This is a genomic window from Mucilaginibacter endophyticus, from assembly GCF_003351025.1.
Taxonomy (GTDB): Bacteria; Bacteroidota; Bacteroidia; order Sphingobacteriales; family Sphingobacteriaceae; genus Mucilaginibacter; species Mucilaginibacter endophyticus.
The window spans coordinates 89,702-112,975 of the sequence record NZ_QPCG01000003.1; the positions used below are offsets into that span (position 1 = coordinate 89,702).

The following is a 23,274-nucleotide window of genomic DNA, read 5'->3' on the forward strand; positions in this document are numbered from 1 at the left end:
TTATGGAAAACCAAAAATATTCGCTTGGGCAATTAACCCTCTACTTTTTAAGGCTGGGCACCTGGGGCTTTGGCGGCCCGGTGGCTCTCGTCGGGTATATGCACCGTGACTTGGTAGAACAAAAACAGTGGCTAACGGAAGAAGAATACAAAGAGGGACTGGCGCTTGCGCAGCTGGCACCCGGTCCCTTAGCCGCTCAACTGGGTATTTATATCGGTTTTGTTCACTATGGTTTGCTCGGGGCGACCCTGACAGGCCTCGCCTTTGTAATTCCATCGTTTGTCATGGTGGTAATACTTGGCATGGTTTATCAACTATATAGCGGTCTGACCTGGATGCGCGACGTGTTCTATGGGGTTGGCGCGGCAGTGATCGGGATCATAGCCATCAGCGCTTACAAACTCACGCTTAAGTCGGTAGGGAAGCTAAATACGAACGCCATAAAGGCCAACTGGCCGTTATGGCTGTTTTACATCTTGGCCATTGTGATAACGGTTATTACCCAACAGGAACAAGTCCTCTTGTTTGTCGGCTGCGGGCTAATCTATATGGTGATTAAGGCGCCGCCTTTATGGTTGAAGAAACCCACCGCCTCGCCGGTAATCCTGCTGACCGGCATGGGATTCTGGTATTATTCGAAAGATACCTTAATCGAGATCGGACTTTTCTTCTTGAAGGCCGGTACTTTTGTGTTCGGCAGCGGCCTCGCCATCGTCCCTTTTCTCCATGCAGGAATAGTCAATGATTACCATTGGCTGACCGAGAACCAGTTCTTGGATGCCGTCGCTGTGGCTATGATCACGCCGGGGCCGGTTGTCATTACCGTGGGCTTTATCGGCTACCTGGTAAGCGGCTTTCCCGGTGCAGCTGTGGCAGCATTGGCAACCTTTCTGCCTTGTTTCCTGTTTACCGTGATCTCAGCGCCCTACTTTAAAAAGATCGCTAAAAATCTCAGTATTAAAGCTTTTGTGGACGGCATTACCGCTGCTGTTATCGGTGCATTGGTCGGCTCGGTATTCATCATCGCAACCCGCTCCATTATCGACATACCAACAGCAATAATCGCGCTGGCAACCGTGATGGCTTTGATCTACGTAAAGAAAATCCAGGAACCGTATATCATCGCTATCGCAGCCTTATTGGGCATGCTCATCAAAAGCCTGTAAAAACATGTATTTTAGGCTTCGGACTTTTCGCTACACTTCCTGTTCTGTTTACAATCCCTGCTTTGTTTTTAAATTGAATGGAGAAAACTTGTATCTTCTCCATTTAATTTCCTTTCTTCAGCTTCCGGGAAATTAATCGAATCCCTGGCACATTTAAGAATTCCAATCTAATTGTTATTCTGCGTATTTATTCAAATGATTGGCAACATTATCTTTGAAAGTTGACCCTTTCGGAAAGACCTGATGGCTATCAGCTCATGCCTGCAATTTCCGGCTCAGAGCACTAACAATCTCCGGATGTTCACCTGCGGGATCATGCCTTTCCGTTCGGTACTTACTTAAAGGTATGATAAATGGCAAGATGATTGTTTTTTCCCATTTTGTCCGTTCGGAAATTAAATTCCGGACTGGCTTGCAGAAGAAATGCGGTATCCGCAATTACAGCGTTGCAATGAAATACGGTCAAATCGATTTTAAAGCAATAAGACGCAGATTCTTTTATTAAAGTTTGAGCAAGGCACGAACTTTGGACGGTCTTAACACATAAGCATCCTCCAGATTGGAGAATGCTTTCACAATGATGTTATAGTATATTAAGCTATTTTAACATTTACTGCGTTTGGGCCTTTACGTCCTTCTTCTACATCGTAACTGACAACACTATTCTCGCGAATGTTGTCAATCAGACCTGTTGAATGAACGAAGATCTCGTTGCCACCACTGTTTGGTGTGATAAATCCGAAACCTTTTGTTTCATTAAAAAATTTCACTGTTCCTTGTTGCGTTATATTGATTATTAACAAGTCTAGAAGATAGGCATAAATAATCATGTATTTTCATTTTGGTAGAAATATTAACATTTATTTAATTAAAGAACCAGATAATATTTCCATTATACTGCTTAGGACTCGATTATTGAGGTGAGGTTGTCTTCACTTCAAACTTATTGAAAAATTTGCGCCGCATATTTAGGATACAATTTAAGGCTATCGTGGCACTATTCGTGCGGCGATAATTGTGGCGGTAAATTGCCGTCAGCCACTTTCTACTAAAAAATAATCAAATGGAAAAATTAGCCTTACTGGCCCGACTGGAAGCCAAACCCGGTAAAGAACAGCAAGTTGCCGACTTTTTGAAAAGTGCTTTACCTTTGGCCGAAGCTGAACCCGGAACATTTCGTTGGTACGCGCTGCAAATCGGTCCATCCACCTTTGGCATATTCGATACATTTGCCGATGAAGCCGGACGGGATGCCCACTTAAACGGAGAGATCGCTAAGGCCTTAATGGCTCACGCGGACGAGTTACTATCCGCACCACCCGTGATCGAAAAGGTAGCCCTGCTGGCGGTTAAGTGAAAGCCCCAATTAAATTCCCCGGTGATGATCGCCGGGGAATTTTTTCTATTCGCCACCTTGTAAGCCGTACCTGGTCGAGGGTTCCTCGTTTGTAAATGAATTGACTTAAAATTCATAATCTGCGGAAGTTAGTACTTCGTACCCCCCAGCCTTGCAATTATGTGGGAGATTGACTATCTTTAGTTCTACTTAAGACCTTTTCCTGCTACAGGAATGTTCCGGGAATAACGACCTCTGCCAATATTCTGGCACGTACTGTTCCCTCTTTGATTCCCTAAATTCAAATAGCTGCTGACCCACAGATAGCACCAGCACAGTAATTCCTAACTTAAAAGACTCTGGCGGATCTTTAATAGCCCATCAAACTATTATAATCGTACCTCGCCAACTCAATGCAACAGGAACCAGGCTCAGGTTTTAGAGAAAATTTTTAATTGCATGCAGGTAACGTGGAAACCTATACCTTCAGAGAAAAACACAATTCCAAGGAAATTGTGACCAGAATCAGGAGCATGGCCGATGGAGGACCGTCGATATCTCTCTGGTTAGCCGCGTATACAAAAAAGGAGTAAAGGTGACCGTAATTGACAACGGGCCAGGTATCCCGGATGTGAACCTAGCCTTGCCAGCCGGTTATCCCACCAGTAAACCTTTGGGGACGGGTCTACCGGGGGCGAAAAATCTTGTTGACGAATTTGATCTGAAGACAAGCGCGGGCAAAGCGACCATTATAACAGTCATCACATAGCTAGGATAATAGGTGACTTAGCGTTTTTCTACTCATGCGCCTGGCAGCGCTTATATGATGAAAGCTGCGATAACGACGCTTTGACTGCAAAAAGTCCAATAAAGGATAAACAAGAGCGGGACAGATTAATTAGGATCACCAATCTCATTTCCAATGCCCCAAAACAACTTTAAGGAATGCCGCCTAAATTGTCTAACTTGCGGCATATTCCTGCTTAAATTCGAAGCCGTGTATACAACGATCGCTTGTGCCTTACTGGCTGTGCTGCTACTGAACGGCTGGCTGATGTATTTCCAGCTGAAGAAACGGCGGGAAGACAGTTCGGCCGATTATAAATGGCTCTTCGATGGCATCCCGACGCCGATGTATATCTACGACGATCAGACTTTTGGCTTCCTGGCGGTCAATGATGCGGCTGTCGAGCAGTATGGCTATACCAGGGAAGAGTTTTTGCAGCTGAAAATCACCGATATCCGCCCTAAGGAGGAGATCCCTGCACTGCTCAAATTTCATGAAGACCCACCGGAAGGCCATGTCAATGCGGGCCGCTGGCTGCATATGAACAAGTCAGGACAACGGTTTTTCGTTAGCGTTTATACACATTTTACACTATTTGAGGGTAAGGGTGCCCGACAGGCACTTATTGTCAATATTGATGAAAAAATGCGCGCAGAGCAGATCGTTAGTGAAAAATCCGCTGAACTGGAACATATGCTCGATAGCATCACGGATGGCTTCTATGCGCTGAACAGCCGCTGGGAGGTCACTTTCATTAATAAAGCAGCAGAACAGGCTTTGTCCTGTACCAGGGAAAAGGTTATCGGCAAAAACCTGTGGGATTTTTTTCCCCGCTCCCGCGAAGGACGTTTTTACGAGGAATATCAGCGGGCCATGCTTGAAAGGGTCAGCGTTCATTTCGAGGAAATTTATGCCCCGCTTGGTGTCTGGGGCTCGATGAACGTTTATCCGACAAATGATGGCATAGCGGTTTATTTCGTGGATATAACAAAACAAAAGAAGATTCAGGAAAAGATATATAACGACGGGCAGAATCTTCGCGCAATCATCAACAACACCCGTGATCTGATCTGGTCAGTAGACCGGGAGTTCAAAATCATCACCGGTAATCAGGCTTTTTGGGAGCGGGTAAAAAAATTGACCGGTAAAAACGAGGATGAGGTCACCAATGCCGATTTTAAGCAGGAAAAGGTGAATTTCTTTTTTGAAAGCTTTGAGCGTTCATTCAAAGGTGATGCCTTCAGTATCGTCAGACAGCGAGAGTTCAACGGCAGACAGATTTATGAACAGTTGAATTTTAATCCGATCCGCGACCTGCATAACGAGGTTATCGGCGTAAATTGCTTCCTGCGTGACATCACCGAATCGCAGGAATACCTGCATAAAACTGAAGACCAGAACAAGCGCCTTCGCGAGATCGCCTGGATCCAATCTCATCACGTGCGTGCTCCGCTGGCCCGCATCCTTGGCCTGGCCCAGCTTTGTGAACTGGAAGATTCACCGAATGCCCAAATCATCCCTATGCTGAAGCAATCGGCGGACGAACTGGATCAGATGATCATGGAAATCACCATGTTAACATCTGCCTTTATGGATCACGGTGAAAACGCCAGGGCCGCTCTACCTGGTCAGATAATTCGCGAAAATCAACAACAATAAAGTACGGTCAGGCCCTGGCCTCATTGTAATTTACCTGTTGGTTTTGATCTTTACAGCGGCCATTTGCAGTATTTGAAAGGATGCCATTTCCACGCTTTCAATATTCGGCATATAAAATATAATAGCGAGGTCCCGGAGCGCGGGTTCGCTTTTTTGACAAATGATCGCGTCAAAGGCATCTTCCACTAAACCGACAAGGCCGTGACAGCTTTCCTTAGAAATCGTGACGTCAAGAAGCGCATAGATGATCTCCATGCGTGATATTTGCTTCTCGGCATCAGCGATAGTTTCAGCTATAGCCGCATGCAGATCATGAAAATGAACTTCGTTAAGTATCAGCGGCAGCTTAGAGACCAGGTGGGCTTTAGCAGCATAGATCCAGTCCAGGTGATGAACAAAGAATTCTTTGAGTCTTGCTGGACCTAATTTTATAGATATTGGGCGTTAATCGCGGTTTTCCATAGCTGCATGTTTGAGCTAAGATAGGCATTCCTTCACCTTTCCGATCATATGGGATAAATCAAAAGGTTTGGAGATCCACCCGTCGGCGCCGCAGTTAGCCGCCAACAGGTCTGTGTCAAGTTCGGCCGATATCAATATTACGGGCGGGTTATGCGGATAAATCGCTTTTATCTCCGCGCAGATCTCATCGCCCCGCTTGGGTGATCCCAGGATGCGAATGTCGAGCAGAACTATATCGGGTTTTATGGTATGAATGTGTTGCGCGGATTCACCGGTATTGGAAAGGATTACATCGAACCCCTCCTCCTGAAAGAGAATATTCAGGATCTCCAGGATATCCTCATCATCATCGATCACTAATATTCGTTTCCCCATTTCGTCCGCTGTTGTTTTTGCGATACTTCGCCAAAATCAGCGAAAAATCCTATAATTAAGAAACCAATAAGAAGTTCCTCTTCTGCGCTAAATATAAAGCAATCAACAACAAATTTGTTTAACTTTTCTTTAAATAAATCAAACAAAAATAAATCAAAATTGCTTTTTTTCACCAAATGCCAATTGCTTAATTACAACGAAAAATTAGAACACGACAAAATGATCGCCGGGGAAAGATATTTGATCAGGGATTTAGCCACCCTATCAGGCATTAAAGCGCACACGCTGAGAGTGTGGGAGAAACGTTACCAGATTCTCGAGCCGGCGCGTAGCGCTACCAATATTCGTTACTATTCTGCCAACCAGTTAAAAGATCTTTTAAATATTAGTTTGCTGATCCGTAATGGCTGGAAGATCTCCAAACTGGCGGAGATGACCGCCGCGGACCGGTCTGCCCTATTGATGAACCGGTTGAACCTTAAGCAGGACGAAGGCTTATATGAACAATTCATGCAAAGTCTTACCGCTACGGACGAACAGGCCTTCGAAAAAGCGTATGGCCGGGCTTTAAAGAAAGGGTTTGAATATGCCTTTACCTGCATCATCTTTCCATTTTTTGAACAGGTCGGACTAGCCTGGCAGACGGGGGCAATATGTACGGCGCAGGAGCATTTCTTTTCAAGCCTTGTCCGGCAAAAGCTTGTCGCAGCAACAAACCAAGTAACCCTGATCAAAAACCCGGACGCAAAAAAAGTGCTGCTGCTGCTTCCTGAATTCGAACTTCATGAACTGGGGCTTCTTTTTTATAATTATGTTTTCAGGGACAGGGGTTATCATACCTTATACCTGGGACAAGGCGTACCTTTAAGCGGAACAGAGGCGGTAATATGCCGGTACCGGCCGAATATCGTAGTTACCGGTTCGATCCTGTCGGGTAAAAATGAGGCTCTGAATGCCTTTGTTCAGCAATTGAGGTCATGGCTTCCTGAAGCGATCTTTTATGCCGCAGGCTTACATAGTGGCGAACATATGTATAGTGTCCATGAACTTCGCGCCTTGCTGTGTCTGACGTAAATTACACTTTAACCGAGCAAAATACATATTCACGGGCCGAGCCTTACCAGCGCAGGATTTTTTTCAGATGACCATCATGGGTATGGGCCGGGAACCTTTCTGCCAGCGGCCGGCCGCGCTTGTAATTAAAGATCCTTTTTTACACAAAAGCCGGTTTGTTTTCGTTTTCTTTGAACAAACATGAACGACCTGAAACGATTTTTAGATGCGCAGCAGCGCGATTACGCGACCGCCCTGAACGAGATAAAAATGGGTCATAAGCGCAGCCACTGGATGTGGTACATTTTTCCGCAGATCGAAGGTCTGGGATTCAGCGATATGGCCAAACGCTACGCGATCAAAGACCTGGCGGAAGCAAGAGAATACCTGTCGCACCCGGTCCTTGGTCAACGCTTAAAAGAGATTTCCGCAGCGCTTTTGCAAATACAGCATAATAATGCTTCGCTGGTTATGGGCAGACCTGATGATCTCAAACTGCGCTCATCCATGACCCTTTTCGCGTTGGCCGGAGGCAATGGTTCTGTATTTGACCAAGTCCTGAAAAAATTCTTTGATGGCAACAAAGATCCGGCGACCCTGCAACTGGTCCGCTGAATTTGCTTATTGGCTCTACGACCAATACGATCGGTATTCAGATCAGACGTCCCAATAAGATCTTTTCGCCCGTCTGGCCAGCTACAAAGCGGCTTACCGCCTTCATGGTCATCACTGACTTCGGCATGTTCCGTGCCCACTGAAAGCCGTGCCACATGCCTTCCTGCACAAGGAGTTCGCTTGTAACTTCTGCGTCCTATAACTTCCAAAAGAAACGGGCCGTTACTTTCAGCAGGTCTCGGGTACCAGTAGTGATCACAGTTGCTGGAATGTCGGTGTAAACTGATTTCAGTATTACAATTCAAAAACGACAAATAAAACCAGGACGAGACATAAACTTTTTTTTCAAAAATTCTTTACATGTCATCCTTGCTAAAGCGGAGAGGAGCCGAGAAGTCGGAGTTAATTCGTTGCCGGCCGGAAAGGTGCCCGTGTTTCGGCTGAGCAAAAAAACAATTAGCGGTCCATCGGCCAAAATTCTGCAGCAACCACACTGGTTTCATAGCGACGAATACCTTCGCGATCCAAGGATACTTGGGTACGGATCGAGCCTTTCACATGTACACGTTCGCCAGGCTGAAACTGTTCATCGCACACCTGCATCGGTACCTTTACCCGGTGGTATTCGTCATGGAAAGTGACCTGCTCTCTCTTTCGTATACGTTCCGGTGTGATAATAGTAAAAATACGAAAGCCACCGGTGACCGTTTCGCTTTCGATCTTTCCCACTAATAATACCCGGTTGACGCAACTGCTATCCATGCCTTAAAAATAAATGTGTTTTTGGAACTGCCGGGAAAAATCGTACAATTACTATATTTTGTAGTAACTATCAGGCGGGGCTCGGTTGTTCCGTCATTTTAAATATTCTGTGTCATGAAAAATACCCATTCCGCCCGTATGCTGTCCGTCGTTCGCGAGCGCCGCCTTGCGCTCGGCTTTTCGCAGGAATATATGGCCGCCAAACTGGGCATGAAGCAAAATACCTATAGCAAGACGGAACTGGGTTTGAATCAGCTCTCCATCGACCGTTTATTTTCGATCTGCAATCTGCTGGGCCTGGCCGCTGAAGATTTGCTGGGAGAACGGAAAGATAAGGGTTCGGACTTCAGCAAGTTCTTCTACCTTAACTCGCAACCCATGTGGCTGTTCGATCCACTGAGTTTAGCCTTCCTGGAGGTGAATCAAGCAGCCGTTCAAAACTATGGCTACAGCTATGAGGATTTTAAAAAGATGACACTATTAGATATCCGTCCGAAGGAGAAGCGTAACTGGTTGCGCGCCGAGGCTGGCCGGCTTGACCTGCAACGGCCCTATTATAACACGAGCTTGCACCAGCACCGGGACGGCACCATTCGCGAGGTTTTGATCAATTGTTATCCTGTCAGCCATGAGCACGGACCTGCTTATCTGGTTCTGCCCGGGCCTGCCCCGCAAGTACGGGGAGAAGCCAGCCGCTTACAACAGGGGATTTTTGAGCAGGATAAACTGCGTAATGCAGGGAACGGCCGTAGCCGTTCGCAATTCGCCGAGCTCCGATTTCTTACGGGGCAACTGGACGGCAGTCTGCCCGCAGCGGTTCAGGAAACACTGGTCGCCGAAATAAAGGTCTTATTAGCGCAGCTGAAAGCTGAGTAAGTCCCGAAAACCTATATTTTCACCACCTTAGCGAAACGAAATGGCGCAGAAATAGCCCCGGACCTGGTAGCCGCAATGTATGAACATTCGATCAGCAATACTTTTAAGCGTCCTAATGATTTCTTCGGCGGGCATAACTATTTCACACTTATCCGATAGCGATCTTTGTACATTAACAAACTGATGACAAGCAACGTTTCTTGCATTTTGAAGCGTCAACTTCGGCAAAATGGACAAAGATATTTCTATTATAATTTATAAAATGTAGCATCAAAAAAAACAGGTCTCTAGCAAACAAATAACAAACTTATGCCACAATTTAAGTCAGCATATTCCGCATCGAACAATGATCGGATTTACAATAAATTGCGCCCTGATCAGCGAGATCTGCGCGAGAACAAAATTAAATGCAGCTTATAAAATAACTGCGATAAAGAGCTTTGTTGACATCGCAGGTTTATCGTTTAAGGATCCTTACATCGGAGATCGGGGCGGTTGCAAAGCCATCAGCGGCTACGAATTCCACCAGATAATGTTCATCGTTACCTGCCAAAGCAGCGGGGAGCGGATATTCTATACTCCTGGCAATGCCGGCTGCTGTACCTTCGGTTTTAACCTGCCCTACTTTGTTCTTATTGACCAGAATATCGAATGAACGTGTTTCCGCTGTTGTAAAATAGGCGATCCTGAGATATTTTGCTTCGGCGGTATGGCGAAGGCGATAACTGAAATAGCCCGTTGCAGATCTGAAGTGGACATTATTCAGGCTCCCTGTCTGCGAATCTTTGGATTCAATTTTATGGTCATTTTCGGGCTGCTGTTCTCCGGGTGATACCCGGTCGATGGTCCTGGGTGCAAGTTTGATATAGTTTTCATCGAGCGCGGCAAAGGAAGACTCTAATTTTGCCAGGTTGGCCCTGGAGGTTACCGGCCAGTATAACATATATCGGGTATCATGTACCGCATAAAATGGAATCAGTTTCTGTTGCCTGACCTGACCGTTGATCTCTGCATTCAACGCATAACCGAGGCTATCCCCTTTGATGCGACGCAAGGCATTCGCCGGGTTGCCGTCGCTGCTTATCCATACTGGTGACTTCACAAGCGGATACATCGGCCCCCCTGCGATATGTGCCCAGCGGCTGCCATCAGCGAATAAACCCGGAGTGCTGCCGCTGTCTGTCGGTGCAGCCAATACGATCGGACCGTGAATGAAGGACACCCATTGAGACTGGTCCGGTAGGCGTTCGGCATAATCCTTCATAGGAAGCGAAACCTGTATTTGATCACCAGCCTTCCAGTTACGCCGAACTCGGGCGTAGCCGTTTGCCGATAACACCGCCGGAATTATTTTCCCGTTTACCTTGATCACGTACCCTTCGGGCTTTACCCAATCCGGTTTACGGATATTAAGCGCAAATTCACTGCCCGGCGTTTTCGTGATCCTGAAATGGCTTTCTTCCTTTTGGGTGAATTGATTATCCTGAATCATCGCAAAACCCTTTTCCTTCCAGGTCAATACCGAAGGGATAAATAAGTTAATGTAGACATCATTCGCCTGATGGGTATAGATCAGTTCGCCGTATTTGCCATGATTCTCCATGCCAGTACCGACACAACACCAGAAGCTCTCCTGTGGTGTGGAGTAAACCCGGTAATGCTGTGGGTGGATGGGCGTAAAGTAGACAAACCCGCCTTTAGTCGGGTGCTGGGAAGATAAAATATGGTTGTAGAGCAGGCGCTCATAAAAGGCGATCTGTTCCGGTCGCTGGTCCTGCAAAAACACCATTTTACTCAGCTTCAGCATATTGTTGCTATTACATGTCTCCGGCCCCTGCTCTGATTCGAGCATCGATTCAAAATTATCAGCCGGATTGAAGTGTTCCGCGACACTATTGCCGCCGATGGATATACTCCGGTTTTTGACTACTGTCTGCCAGAAAAAGCGGGCGGCGTTTCCCATGGCCGTATCATTCGATAATTCCGCGATCCGTTCAAAACCGATCACTTTTGGGATCTGGGTGTTGGCGTGCAAGCCGGTTAGGCGGTCCTCGCGTTGTTCAAGGGGCAACAAGATACGGTTATGGGAAAACCGTCTGGCAAGCCTGAGGTATTTTTTGTCGCCGGTGATAGCGTAGGCATCAGCAATTACCTCGTTCATTCCGCCATGTTCCATGTTGAGCATAGTTTGCATCTGGGTATCACTTAAGCCGGCGGTTTCGTCTGCGGCCCAATCTGTCAGCCGGATAAACACGGATTTTGCCTGCTGATTACCTGCCAGCAGGTAGGCGTCCCGCAAACCGGCAAACAGTTTATGCAGGTTGTACCAGGGCACCCATTCTTTATTGAACTCCGAAAAGTCGCCATTTTTGAATAGAGCCCACATCGCCTTACTGTTAGGGACACCGCCGACGTAACCATTCCCATTCGCCTGCTGGCAGCGCGCCAGTTCGCCGACCATATAGTCGAGCCGCCTTTTACATTCAGCCGAACCCGCCGAGGCATACATCTGCGCAAGCGCGGTAAGGTAGTGACCTGCTGTATGGCCGTCCAGTCCGCTGTTTTCCCAGTTCCCATAACTTTGGGCCTTAGGCTTCAGACCTGCCTCGCGAAGGTAAGGCGCAAGCAACCTGTCCTGGTCAAGGGCGAGTATATATTTAAGATCGGTCTGCTGTGCCAGGAGAAAAGGGCTGTTCAATAAGCGGACTTCGTTCAGGGGGAAAACTGAAGGCCCCGCCTTTTGGCCAAAAACGCTTCCGGTACTACCAAGGCAGATTAATGCGTATGCCAAACTGCATAATAATGGTTTCTGCATTTATAAGTTTATATAATTAAAGTTTAATTGACTCGTATTTCTTATCATTACCCTGTAGGATACCCAAATAATTCCTATTCATTGAGCGGCAAATCATAATACTGGCAATCCTATGTTTTTTTGCAGTCGCAAAATTACTCCGCAAATCATGCGGCAAATACAACATAATCCGTCAATCTTACAATTTTTGTCCAGATGATACAATTATGTTCATTCAAGCTTTTCTGTTAAGCAAAAGCTACCATTAATAGCGATACCATCACCCGAAAAAGCTATAGTCGCCCAGCTTTGTAATGGATAACCCCGCGAACAGGATTGTAAACAATGAGCAGCTACGACAACTGATGAAATCTTACTTTGACTCGTCCGTCGTGAAAGAACTTCATTTTTAACGCTTACATCCTAACGGATAAATTGGTTTCGATAGCCAGTGAATTGCGTAGTATTTACGCACAACACAATTAATTAAAGGACCACTATTCTCTTGGTGTTCCTTTTGGTGTTAATAATAAATATTTCATAGGCTATAGATTTAATACATTGAAATTTTCACCTTAATTAGACCTTATTACATTTAAATACAAACTCAAGTATGCCAATTCGACTTACCCGGTAAATTCACTGAAAGCCACGTTAAATCTTAATTATTAATTGTAGCATGATTTCAAACATTGCAAGTAATTAAAAATGTTTAGGTGTTATTGATAAGTCAATCCCACTAAGAGAAACGGCATTTTAATTACAAATTTCCTCTTATTGGTTTAATGCACTCAATAGGTCATCAGGGATTTAGTGGTAAACCGGTAGCTCCATTTGCTTCAGTAGATGTAGACATATATCGAAATAATTAAGTATCCTTTGTGTGATAAATTGTGGCTTATATAAAATGATCGCTTTGGGAAAGTAATGGATTCTGGAAGGGTAAAATTCCTTTAAGCTTAATATTTAGTTAACAATTGTTTCAGAAATTGATATTATGGTTTAGATTTGTTATTCGACATTATCAATGCGCAGATACAGGCTACCATTTTATTCCGATCTAAAGTTGCTTTCCCTTCTGACCGAAGGGGATGATGTCGATGCCTTCGAGGAAATTTATCATCGCTATTGGCGTGTTTTGCTTGATACAGCATTCCAGCGTCTCAAGTCTAAAGAAGCAGCGCAGGAAATAGTGCAGGAAGTGATGATCAACCTGTTTATTAAGCGCAAGGAAATCAATATTAATACAAGCCTTGAAGCTTGGCTCAAAACTGCCTTAAAGTATAAAGTTTTCAATATTTACCGTTCGCAGCAAATACATCTTACTCACCTGGACGAAATCATCAGGCAAAGTTCTATATCGCCGCTTACTCCCGATGAAGCCATGACGCTGAAAGAGATCAGGAAACGTATAAATGAAGCTGCGTCAAAACTGCCTGAAAAATGCCGGCAGGTTTTTATGCTAAGCAGGTTTGAACACCTTTCGCAGCAAGAGATCGCTGAAAGGCTGAAAATTTCTGTAAGTACCGTAAAAAAGCATCTCACCCGCGCTTTGGCCGCAATCCGCGAAGAACTCCGTGAGGATCACTTTAATCTATTCTCCCTCATCATATTGATCATCATCTCCGTACAGTAAATATCTTAAGAGGATTTACAATTCTTGAACAGAAGTTTACATGCTCAAAACCTTATGAAGAAATTGCCGACAATTAAATTCCTTACAGCAAAGTCTCCGGAGCCTGCAGGTGGTGTCTCCTTTTTCCGGAATCGAATACGGCTTTTATTGTTTTTAAAAACCCAACCAATCGAAATACGTCACATCGTCTAGCGACTTTAGGTGAAAGTATCCTGATTGCGTTAGAAGTCCGTGCACCTAGATTTAAAATTGGGGAATGCGCGTTGATTGTGAAATTTTAAAATGCCTCTTTAAAGGGCATATTACGCCGATTAAAAAACGGCAAAATTGTTGCATCCTCTTTCGAGATTAACATTTTTCTAAAATAATTTTTCATTTCGATTAGCACCTTTCCCTTTCTGAAGTGACTTCATAAAAAGGGGCTATATGAACAACAGCGAAAGCAGATTACTTCTACTTCTCGAAAAATTTAAAAATGGGATTGCGACAGCTGAGGAATTAGAGGAGCTGGATAGCTGGTATGACTCTTTTGATCTGGAGCGTAAATTAAGTGATGAACTCAGTAGCACCGAATTGAATCTGGTTCATGACAGAATGCTCGCCACGATCAACAGTGAGATACCTAAAAGCCCAACAAAACGTAAACCTGTCAGGAGACGTCCCATTTTTAAATTCATAACTGTTGGCCTGGCCCTAGTACCGTTAATTTTATTTTTCTTACGTGAGCATTCGAGCATCGAAGATGCGCACACGACAAGAGTTGACGCTGCGCCGGGCAAAAACACCGCTCGCTTAATTTTACCGACCGGTTCAATAATCGACCTCGAAAAAGCCAAAAGGGGACCAATATACAAACAGCCTGACCTCGTTATAACGAAAGACTCAATTGGTCAGATTTCATATCACTTCAATAAATTAATAACAAATAAGCAAATTCAGGGAGATAATAGCCTCATCATTCCGTCCGGCGGACAATACCGCGTGATTCTTTCTGACGGTACCAAAGTATGGTTAAATGCTAAATCTGAAATTACTTTTCCGGCGGAATTCGTAGGGAACAGCCGCAACGTCAAACTTTCCGGAGAAGCATACTTTGAGGTAGCAAAAAATAAAGTTAAACCATTTTTTGTGCACACCCCACAACAGGAAATTAAAGTACTGGGAACGCATTTTAATGTGAATGCCTATGCTGACGAGAAAATCCAAAAAACCACATTACTGGAAGGACTGGTTCAAATCAAGACCACCGATAAAATTGCTAAAACGGTTATCATTCAACCCGGACAGCAAGCTCAGCAAGATGACCAGATGATTCAAGTTCGCACCGCGAATAGCGAGGCTGCAGTTGGATGGACAAACGGAGTTTTTGTATTCGACCATACGGATATACAGGAACTCATGCGTCAGTTGGCCAGATGGTACGATGTAGAAGTCATCTACCAGGGGCCAATAAAACCCCGGAACTTTTCGGGAGAGATTGAGAGAGATTATACGTTAAAAGAGGTTTTGAGAATATTAGAACTGGGAAATGTGCATTTCAAAATAGAAGAGCCGAAGATCAAGGGCGGCCAAAAAAGATTGATAATTAATTAACCAATCAATTTGACAAACAAGCAGGAAAAAGCCTATGATAAAATAAAAGACAAATCTTCAAAAGGATAAAGGAACGCCGGGGAGTGCTTCGAACCCATCCCCGGCGATGTCCGGGCAGTCCTTTCATCGGCTGGATAGCCAGTCAACAAACGAGTAAATGAATTAACTACACTAACCCAAACGTACAAAAGTATGAATTTAAACTGGTGTATGGTGCGCCCCCATGGGCAACGGCGCACTGTGCTAAAATTTCTGATGATAATGAAACTGATTTTCATCATGGTCACTGTTGCGTGTTTACAGGTATCTGCAAAAACATACGGACAGTTTGTAAACGTAAATGCGACCAACAAGCCTTTAAAAGACATGTTTAAACAAATTCAAAAGGAAACGGGATATCGTTTCTTTTGGGAAGGCGACGACATTTCAGGCATAAGGCTATCTGTAGATATTAAAAATGCGACACTCGAGAATGCGTTGGATCAAATTTTCAATGGGCTTCCCCTTACCTATAGCATTTCTAAAAAAACGATAGTTGTACAAAAGAAAGCGTCTTCCTTCATAGACCGGATCAAAGCGATATTGCAGGCTGTAGATCTGCATATTATCGTTAAAGATGATAAAGGCCAGGCTTTACCAGGTGCAACAATCAGCATCAAGAGTAATAACTACGAAAAAGGCGCGATAACCGATCAAAACGGCGAATCAAAAATCGACAAAATTCCTCCCGGAGATTACCATATCGTGATTACCAGTGTGGGCTTTGCGAGATATGAGAAAAACTTCACGGTCAATGACAACAACAAAGATCTTGCTGTAACTCTCTCGACATTATCAGCAAGTCTTAATGAAGTTGTGGTTGTAGGCTACGGCACACAGCAGAAGGCGACATTGACCAGCTCTGTTGAAACGGTATCGAGTAAGGAAATTGTCAACAGACCTGTCCCCTCTGTATTGAACATTTTGCAGGGAGAAGCAGCGGGACTTAATATCCAGCAAACAGATGGCAATCCTGGTTACGGATCTACCCAGGTTGATATACGAGGTAACAGCACCATTTCAAATAACCCTGTTCTGTTCATTGTTGACGGTATGGCAGTCAATGGCATTGATTATCTTAATCCAAACGATATTGAATCGGTAAGTATTTTGAAAGACGCTTCCGCTACCGCAATTTACGGCGCAAGGGCATCAGGCGGCGTTTTATTGTTAACCACCAAAAAGGGAAAGCTAAATTCTAAACCTGTTGTTCAATACAGTTCCATTTTCGGCTATCAGCGTCCGGCCAGACTTCCGAAGTTTGTAGATGCCCCCCAATTTGTGGATTTGTATAACCAGGCGCAACTTAACGATAATCCCAATGCACAAGTAAAATTTACGCCGGACCTTGTACAGAAGTATAAATCAGGTGAGTTGCCAAGTACCAACTGGCTGCCTTATATTTTACACAACCAAGCTTTGCAAAACCAGCAAAACTTAAGCGTTGCAGGAGGGTCCGGTACGGCTGACTATTACGTTTCAGGCGGTTATCTCAACCAGGGAGGCTTGATCAAAAACGTTGATTATAAACGCTACAGCACCAGGGCTAACGTAAACGTTCAGGTATCAAAACGATTGAAACTCGGTATCAATACCGTACTAACCAAAGAAGATAAGGAACAGCCATCATACGGGTTAGGCAATGCGCTGCAGTGGTCTTACATCGTACCCGTAACTGAATATCCATATACAAAGGAGGGCCATGACCGCAGCTATCGGGGTGGCGCTCAACCAAACGATATCATGACCAAAGCAGGCGTTCAAAATGAAACGCTTAATACGATCAATACGAATTTTCTGGCCGAATTTAAGATATTGGATAATTTGTTACTGAACGCGACCTACGGGTATAATTACACCAACAGCTTTTTATCAGGCTTCAATAATAAATATCCGCTCTACAATGATGATGAGCAGATCGTAGTGTACAACAATGATCCGAACAGCGCATACAAGGCTAACTACTCAAGGGTTCACCCCACGACGCTGATCACATTAAATTACAATAAGTCATTAGGTAAGCATAGCATCAAAGCGCTTGCTGGTTACTCGCAGGAACAGGATCGTTATGATTACAACAGCATTACCCGTTACGGATTCCTGAACAACTCACTCGATCAGATCGACGCGGGCTCATCAGACCCAACACTGACCAACGTCTCGGGAAATGCTACCGAGTATGCAATCAGGTCGTGGTTCGGCCGTGTAAACTACAACTATGACGGTAAATATCTTTTAGAGGCAAATGCGCGTTACGACGGAACTTCCGTATTCGAAAATAAAAAATATGGCTTCTTTCCGTCTGTGTCAGCCGGCTGGGTGGCTTCGGAGGAAGAATTCTTCAAACCGCTCGAAAACACAGTTAATTTTTTAAAGCTTCGCGCTTCATTAGGCCAGGTGGGTAATCAAAACGCCAGCGGCCTGTACCCATGGGCTAACACCATAGGCCAGGACAAATATGTGTTGAACAAGGCAGCCTCGACTACAACCTACTATAATAATTCACCTAATCCTAATTTAACATGGGAAGTAAAAACAACGATCAACCTTGGATTGGATTTGACTTTGCTTAAGCACCTGGACGTAAATATAGATGTGTTCCGCGATAGAACCACTGGTATATTGCAATACCTGACCGTTCCAACTACTTACGGTATTTCTGGTCCGCAACAAAACGTTGGTATTTTGAGAAACCAGGGTTTCGAGATTAACCTGGCTTATAAGAATAATATCGGCAAGCTGAACTACCGTGCTGCAGTAAATTTTTCCGATGCCAAAAATAAAATCTTAAGTCTCGGCGGTGCTCCTGAACAATTGGGCGACAACCCTTTATTGGTGGGTCAATCGCGCTGGGTATGGTACGGACTGCAAGCGGAAGGTTTGTTCCAGTCAAAAGAAGATATATCTAATCACGCCACCCAAGATCCGCGCGATATTCCGGGCGACATCAAAATCAAAGATGTTAACGGTGATGGAAAGATCACCCCTGATGATCGGGTGGTACTAGGACAGGCTACGCCTCACTATCGCTACGGTATCAGCCTAGCAGCAAGTTACGGTGGTTTTGATGCTTCGATTTTGCTTCAGGGTGTCATGAGTAATTTACTTCGGGTTCAAGGTGGTGCACAGGTGCCGTTTTACTTCAACGGCGACGGTAATATACTGCAGTCGCAACTGGATTACTGGTCACCATCTAATCCTAATGCACGTTATCCGATATTGCGAACCGATCAATCTATTAATAACGCACAATTCAACAGCTGGTGGCTATTTAAGGCTGCCTACATGCGCTTCAAGAATGCGCAGATTGGCTATACGTTTTCGGATCACCTGACCAAGCGCCTCGGGATAAGTTCGGCAAGATTCTTTGTGACAGGTGACAATCTGTTCCTCATCACCAGCAAAAACTTCCCGAAAAGTCTTGATCCTGAAATCGCGAATTATGGAGACGGCTCAAACTATCCGCAGGTGCGCAATATCAGTTTAGGTCTGAATGTAACTTTCTGATCACCGGTTTAACTTTTGAAGATAAAGATCATGAAAAATAAAAAATATAAGGTATTAACAACTTTGCTATTCATCGCTGCTGCTTTAGCAGGATGTAAAAAAGATCTGCTTGATCAGCATCCGCTTAACCAGATCACCGACGAAACCTATTGGCAGTCCGCTAGCGATGCTACAATGTTTGCAACACGGATGTACACCTACATGCCGCAGGACTATTTTGTGTATTACGAAGGCATGAGTGACAATGGCATCAGCAATGATCCAACCACGCGTCGTTTTGGGAACAGTACACAAGATCCAACCATCAGCAGTAAAGAGTGGAGCTATGAGCCCATGCGACAGGCTTACAGCTTTTTCGCCAACGTTGATAAGGTGCCCGATATCGACCCGGCATTGAAAAAACGCCTGATCGCTGAAGTCAAATTTGTATTGGCTTACCGATACTTCATCATGACTACCCTATATGGTGATGTTCCTCTGGTTACCAGTCTGATAACAGACCCCACCAAGGCAGATATTCCCAAAAGCCCTAAAGCCGACATTATGAAAGCTGAGCTGCAATGGCTGGATGAAGCTGCGGCTGATCTACCGTTGAGTTATTCGGGAGCAGATCAGGGACGGGCAACGAAGGGTGCAGCGCTTGCCTTAAAATCGCGTATCTATCTGTATGCCGGGGACTACCCTAATGCTGCCGCAGCCGCAAAATCAGTCATGGATTTAGCCATTTATAAACTTTACCCCAGCTATTTTGATTTTTTCCAAAAGGATGGCGATTATTCATCTGAAGACATTTGGTCATTTGGTTATACGCTTTCCGTGCACCAAAACAGCTTGCGCGACATTTTAGGTTCCCAGGCTTTGATGAACGGCAGGAATATTTTAGACCCTACATCTGAGCTTGTTAATGACTATGAAAGTAAAAATGGTTACTATCCTTATACCAAAGACCCCGGCTATGTGGCTACTGACCCGTACAATAACCGTGACCCGCGCCTAAGACAGACCATACTTTGCCCAGGCGATATTTACAAATATCCCTACTTCCCCAATATCAATCAGTATGACCCTTTTAACAACCAGGGTGACCGTATTGGCGGCGACCTTGGGACACGCTCAGGCTATTCCTGGTGTAAGAATGTTGACCGCTATGATTATGTTCGCTCCGGTGTTAATAACTGGAAAGCTTTTCATTACGCAGAAATATTATTGAATTATGCGGAAGCGCAAAATGAGGTCGGCGGCCCAACCGCTGATGTGATTTCCGCCCTAGATCAAATTCGTTCCAGGGCAGGCATGCCAACGATTGCGAAAACATTCGCCATCAATGCTTTAGCAGTAAACCAAATCAATATGCGCGCCTTCATCAGGCATGAACGTAGGATAGAGTTGGCCGGAGAAGGTTTGAGATACTTCGATGTATTACGCTACAAAATCGGTGAACAGGTTATGCAGGGCCCCATTTATACCGTTGATGCCTCAGCCGGCATTTCTAATATCAGCACGGCAAACGGGCACATCAATAAATATCCAAAAACGGTTATTGAACAACGTTTCTTTAACAATGCGAAATTTTACGTATGGCCGATTCCTCAAAGCGCCATCGACGCTTCAAAAGGCATACTTACACAAAACCCTCTTTGGAAGTAAATTTCCTTTACCGGGCAGCGGCGAGTTCCGCTGCCCATTTTTTAAAAATTCAATTCAATTTATCAATGAAAATCAGGTTCTTAATTAAACCACTGTTATTACTGGCCATGGTGGCAACGGCTACTGTTTCAACTGCCCAGGTAAGTCCGCAAAAACTGAACGAACTCCAGCAAAAGTTTGTCGACCTTAAATTTGGCATGTTCATTCACTTTAACATACCAACCTACTTTAACCAGGACTGGCCTGATCCCGAAGCATCTCCATCTGCTTTTAATCCGACAAAACTAAATGCGGATCAATGGGCCAAAGCAGCGAAATCTGCTAACATGACCTATGGCTGTTTAACCACCAAACATCATAGCGGCTTTTGCATCTGGGATACCAAGACAACCGACTATAATGTAATGCACAGCCCTTACAAAAAAGATGTGGTTCGTCAATTCGTCAACGCTTTCAGAGCAAACGGTTTAAAGGTAATGCTTTACTATTCGATCTTGGATACGCATCACAAGCTGCGCCCTAGTGAAATCCAGCCAAGGCATATCGAAATGGTAAAAAAACAATTAACCGAATTATTGACCAATTATGGACCAATTGAAGCACTGATCATTGACGGTTGGGATGCTCCCTGGTCAAGGATTTCTTATGACGAGGTTCCATTCGAGCAGATCTATAAACTGGTAAAAACGCTCCAGCCTAACTGTATACTGATGGATTTAAACGGCGCCAAATATCCGAAAGATGGCCTGTATTATACGGACATCAAAACCTACGAAATGGGTGCGGGCCAGCGCATGTCCAAAGACATCAACCAAATGCCTTCACTGGCTTGCCTGCCACTGCAATCGTCATGGTTTTGGAAAACTAATTTCCCGGAAACAGCCGTGAAAGATCCGGCTAAACTGGTCAATGAAACGCTGGTGCCTTTGAACAAAGCTAATTGTAACTTTATTCTCAACGTTGCGCCAAACCGCGATGGTCAGTTCGATGACAATGCCGTTGCAGCATTAAAGCTGATCGGACAGCTATGGCATAATAATGGCTCAAAAGCAGACTTTAAGCCGACAGGCGAACCGATCATGGCCACTAACCTGGCCAAGCATCAACCCGCGAATTCCAGCTGGAGCGACGATATGAACATCATGGATTTTGCAAATGACGATGATTTCGGATCATCATGGCAATCAAACCCGGAAGTAAAAAAACCATGGTATGAAATTGATTTCAGAACGCCGCAAACTTTCAACGAGATCGCCATCTTTGAGCATAAGGCCAACATCAAGAAATATAAATTGGAATATTTCGCCAACAATAAATGGAGCCCGCTTTTTGATGGTGAAAAACAGGAAAGGGTAAAGCTGCACCGCTTTATTGCTGTTAAGGGCGAAAAAGTAAGAATGCAGATCGAATCATACGATACACCACCATCAATAGCAGAATTTGGTGTGTACAACGAACCTCAGTAACTGCTTTGGCCAACAAATAAAAAAACATCTGAAATTATTACCGCTTTGCCTTTTTACATTACAGGCTACAGCCCAGCAAGGAACAGACAAGCTTTTTAAATATGTTGATCCGTTTATAGGTATGGGCGCCGTCGATCAAAATAGCCTTTCCGGGAGCATCGCAAGACAGGAGTATCCATCATTAACGACGACAACCTGAAAGCAGCCTTTGATTTTGATACGCGGAATGATAAACCTGTACAGTTCAGGGTTGGTCTACCGGCAGTAAGCAGGGCAAACGCCAAAGCTAATTTTTAATTCATTCTTTAATTAATACGATAGGTTTTCTAAAAAGCGTTGAAACATTTCAACGCTTTTTTCTTTTATTCGGCCCGGCCTTCTATTGCCCACTTGGTAGCATGATAAGCTGAAGCCATTGGAAAGTCTACCAGCCCGCCAATGGAGGTTGTGGCTACGAACAAGCCGCTTTGCTTCTCTCTGAAATACGGGATAAAAGCCATGGTAACGCAGATGACATCCAGCAGATTGGTGTCGACCTGCCGCAACGTTTGTTCATTGGAAATGGACTCCAGCGGCCCCATCAAATCATATCCTGCATTATTGAAAACTACATCCACTCCCTCTGAGATAGCGGCTTGAACGGCATGATCAATTTGGCCCTGATTGGTTACATCCAAAGGCAATAGCTTGACGTTATGTAATGAGCTTCACCTGGTATCCTTTTCCAGATGACGCATTGTAGCAATTACCTTCCAGCCCTTCACGTGAAAAAGTTGTGCAGTAGCCTCACCCAACCCGGTAGAAGCCCCTGTTATAAAAATAGTTTTTTTGCATAAAAGATCAATTTGATTGATAACCGAAATTGATCATGTTTTGCTGTAAGAAAGTAATCAAAATGAGTTTTGATGTGTTCATAATGACGAGCGAAAAGGCGGGCAGTCCAACTTACGCATAATGGGAAACACTTACTTTAAATGGCGACGGAAATTGGTAACTAGATATGCAAGGTGTAAAGCTTATAGTATCTTATAAAAAAATCATGAAAACACCTGCATCTTGCTTTCTTTACAATTGCCGGATTTTAAAGAAGCGGAAGCGTTTGCTTATTTGCTGGTTCTTGTGCTGGCGGCCAAGGTGTTTTGGAACAATATAGTTTCTGCTTATCGCATTGCTGTATTTTGGTTAACGATAGCAAGCAAAAGGACGCTAAATTCCGTGGAAACACCGCCTTTAGGCTGGGCCCGGTGATTTCATTTGTATAACGCGCAATGAATCCGACTATGATAATTAAAGATTCCAGCGATGGCTCACCTTAATCAGAATCTATTAAATGCATCGTGATTACTTTATCCCTTTGCCCGACCAAGGCCAGTTATTCGCGCGTAAGGTAAACCCTAATAATTGCTGCTATCAACGAAACCGCAGTTCGGTAAAATCTTCCAATATTCAATTTTAGCAGTTTAGCATGCTGAAACCTGAAATTAACTTTATTTTGTAATAA

17 protein-coding genes and 1 pseudogene are annotated in these 23,274 nt (G+C 44.5%); 11 read left to right on the forward strand and 7 right to left on the reverse strand.

Annotated features, from left to right (window positions below; all coding sequences use genetic code 11):
- Positions 1–2 precede the first annotated feature (2 nt).
- Positions 3–1,166, forward strand: coding sequence for a chromate transporter (locus tag DUL71_RS13765; protein WP_114938659.1), 1,164 nt, complete (start codon positions 3–5; stop codon positions 1,164–1,166).
- Between the two features lie 593 nt (positions 1,167–1,759).
- On the opposite strand, the gene DUL71_RS13770 is transcribed toward DUL71_RS13765, so the two are convergent.
- Positions 1,760–1,996, reverse strand: coding sequence for a cold-shock protein (locus tag DUL71_RS13770; RefSeq protein WP_114938660.1), 237 nt, complete (start codon positions 1,994–1,996; stop codon positions 1,760–1,762).
- Positions 1,997–2,229: 233 nt separating this feature from the next.
- On the opposite strand from DUL71_RS13770, the gene DUL71_RS13775 reads away from it, so the two are divergent.
- Positions 2,230–2,523 (forward strand): putative quinol monooxygenase, encoded by a 294-nt coding sequence (locus DUL71_RS13775; protein ID WP_114938661.1) that lies wholly within the window; start codon positions 2,230–2,232, stop codon positions 2,521–2,523.
- A gap of 976 nt (positions 2,524–3,499) precedes the next feature.
- A complete protein-coding gene (locus DUL71_RS13780; RefSeq protein WP_161964434.1) occupies positions 3,500–4,948 on the forward strand; it encodes a PAS domain S-box protein in 1,449 nt (482 codons plus the stop codon).
- A gap of 30 nt (positions 4,949–4,978) precedes the next feature.
- On the opposite strand, the gene DUL71_RS13785 is transcribed toward DUL71_RS13780, so the two are convergent.
- The 3 genes from DUL71_RS13785 to DUL71_RS13795 are packed head-to-tail and all read right to left on the reverse strand — an operon-like array spanning position 4,979 to position 5,958.
- Positions 4,979–5,386, reverse strand: coding sequence for a DUF892 family protein (locus tag DUL71_RS13785; RefSeq protein ID WP_341867746.1), 408 nt, complete (start codon positions 5,384–5,386; stop codon positions 4,979–4,981).
- A 39-nt stretch (positions 5,387–5,425) separates the two neighbouring features.
- On the reverse strand, positions 5,426–5,785 hold the full coding sequence (locus DUL71_RS13790) for a response regulator (RefSeq protein ID WP_114938663.1): 360 nt from the start codon (positions 5,783–5,785) through the stop codon (positions 5,426–5,428).
- Positions 5,767–5,958: a hypothetical protein gene (locus tag DUL71_RS13795; protein WP_114938664.1), complete on the reverse strand. Its 192-nt coding sequence runs from the start codon at positions 5,956–5,958 to the stop codon at positions 5,767–5,769. The genes DUL71_RS13790 and DUL71_RS13795 overlap by 19 nt, the downstream gene beginning before the upstream one ends.
- 10 nt (positions 5,959–5,968) lie before the next feature.
- On the opposite strand from DUL71_RS13795, the gene DUL71_RS13800 reads away from it, so the two are divergent.
- Together DUL71_RS13800 and DUL71_RS13805 are read left to right on the forward strand one after the other, a co-directional pair.
- Positions 5,969–6,859: a MerR family transcriptional regulator gene (locus tag DUL71_RS13800; protein WP_161964435.1), complete on the forward strand. Its 891-nt coding sequence runs from the start codon at positions 5,969–5,971 to the stop codon at positions 6,857–6,859.
- A 180-nt stretch (positions 6,860–7,039) separates the two neighbouring features.
- A complete protein-coding gene (locus tag DUL71_RS13805; protein ID WP_114938666.1) occupies positions 7,040–7,453 on the forward strand; it encodes a DUF1810 domain-containing protein in 414 nt (137 codons plus the stop codon).
- Between the two features lie 456 nt (positions 7,454–7,909).
- Here the strand turns inward: DUL71_RS13805 and DUL71_RS13810 are convergent, their stop codons facing one another.
- On the reverse strand, positions 7,910–8,215 hold the full coding sequence (locus DUL71_RS13810; RefSeq protein ID WP_114938667.1) for a single-stranded DNA-binding protein: 306 nt from the start codon (positions 8,213–8,215) through the stop codon (positions 7,910–7,912).
- Positions 8,216–8,329: 114 nt separating this feature from the next.
- Between DUL71_RS13810 and DUL71_RS13815 the strand changes: the two genes are divergently transcribed.
- A complete protein-coding gene (locus DUL71_RS13815; RefSeq protein ID WP_114938668.1) occupies positions 8,330–9,091 on the forward strand; it encodes a helix-turn-helix domain-containing protein in 762 nt (253 codons plus the stop codon).
- 457 nt (positions 9,092–9,548) lie between these two features.
- Here the strand turns inward: DUL71_RS13815 and DUL71_RS13820 are convergent, their stop codons facing one another.
- Positions 9,549–11,906, reverse strand: coding sequence for a glycoside hydrolase family 127 protein (locus DUL71_RS13820; protein WP_114938669.1), 2,358 nt, complete (start codon positions 11,904–11,906; stop codon positions 9,549–9,551).
- A gap of 1,006 nt (positions 11,907–12,912) precedes the next feature.
- Between DUL71_RS13820 and DUL71_RS13825 the strand changes: the two genes are divergently transcribed.
- From DUL71_RS13825 to DUL71_RS13845, 5 genes are all read left to right on the forward strand, one after another.
- Positions 12,913–13,521 carry an RNA polymerase sigma-70 factor gene (locus DUL71_RS13825; RefSeq protein WP_114938670.1) on the forward strand — a complete coding sequence of 203 codons (609 nt, stop codon included), beginning with the start codon at positions 12,913–12,915 and terminating at the stop codon, positions 13,519–13,521.
- A 426-nt stretch (positions 13,522–13,947) separates the two neighbouring features.
- Complete coding sequence (locus DUL71_RS13830) at positions 13,948–15,114, forward strand: FecR family protein (RefSeq protein WP_114938671.1); 1,167 nt, start codon at positions 13,948–13,950, stop codon at positions 15,112–15,114.
- Between the two features lie 261 nt (positions 15,115–15,375).
- On the forward strand, positions 15,376–18,660 hold the full coding sequence (locus tag DUL71_RS13835; RefSeq protein WP_161964436.1) for a TonB-dependent receptor: 3,285 nt from the start codon (positions 15,376–15,378) through the stop codon (positions 18,658–18,660).
- 30 nt (positions 18,661–18,690) lie between these two features.
- The gene (locus tag DUL71_RS13840; RefSeq protein ID WP_114938673.1) at positions 18,691–20,307 is read left to right on the forward strand and encodes a RagB/SusD family nutrient uptake outer membrane protein; all 1,617 of its coding nucleotides are present in this window, start codon (positions 18,691–18,693) and stop codon (positions 20,305–20,307) included.
- 65 nt (positions 20,308–20,372) lie between these two features.
- On the forward strand, positions 20,373–21,773 hold the full coding sequence (locus tag DUL71_RS13845; RefSeq protein ID WP_114938674.1) for an alpha-L-fucosidase: 1,401 nt from the start codon (positions 20,373–20,375) through the stop codon (positions 21,771–21,773).
- A gap of 362 nt (positions 21,774–22,135) precedes the next feature.
- Here the strand turns inward: DUL71_RS13845 and DUL71_RS13850 are convergent.
- Positions 22,136–22,636: pseudogene (locus tag DUL71_RS13850) on the reverse strand (SDR family NAD(P)-dependent oxidoreductase).
- Positions 22,637–23,274 lie beyond the last annotated feature (638 nt).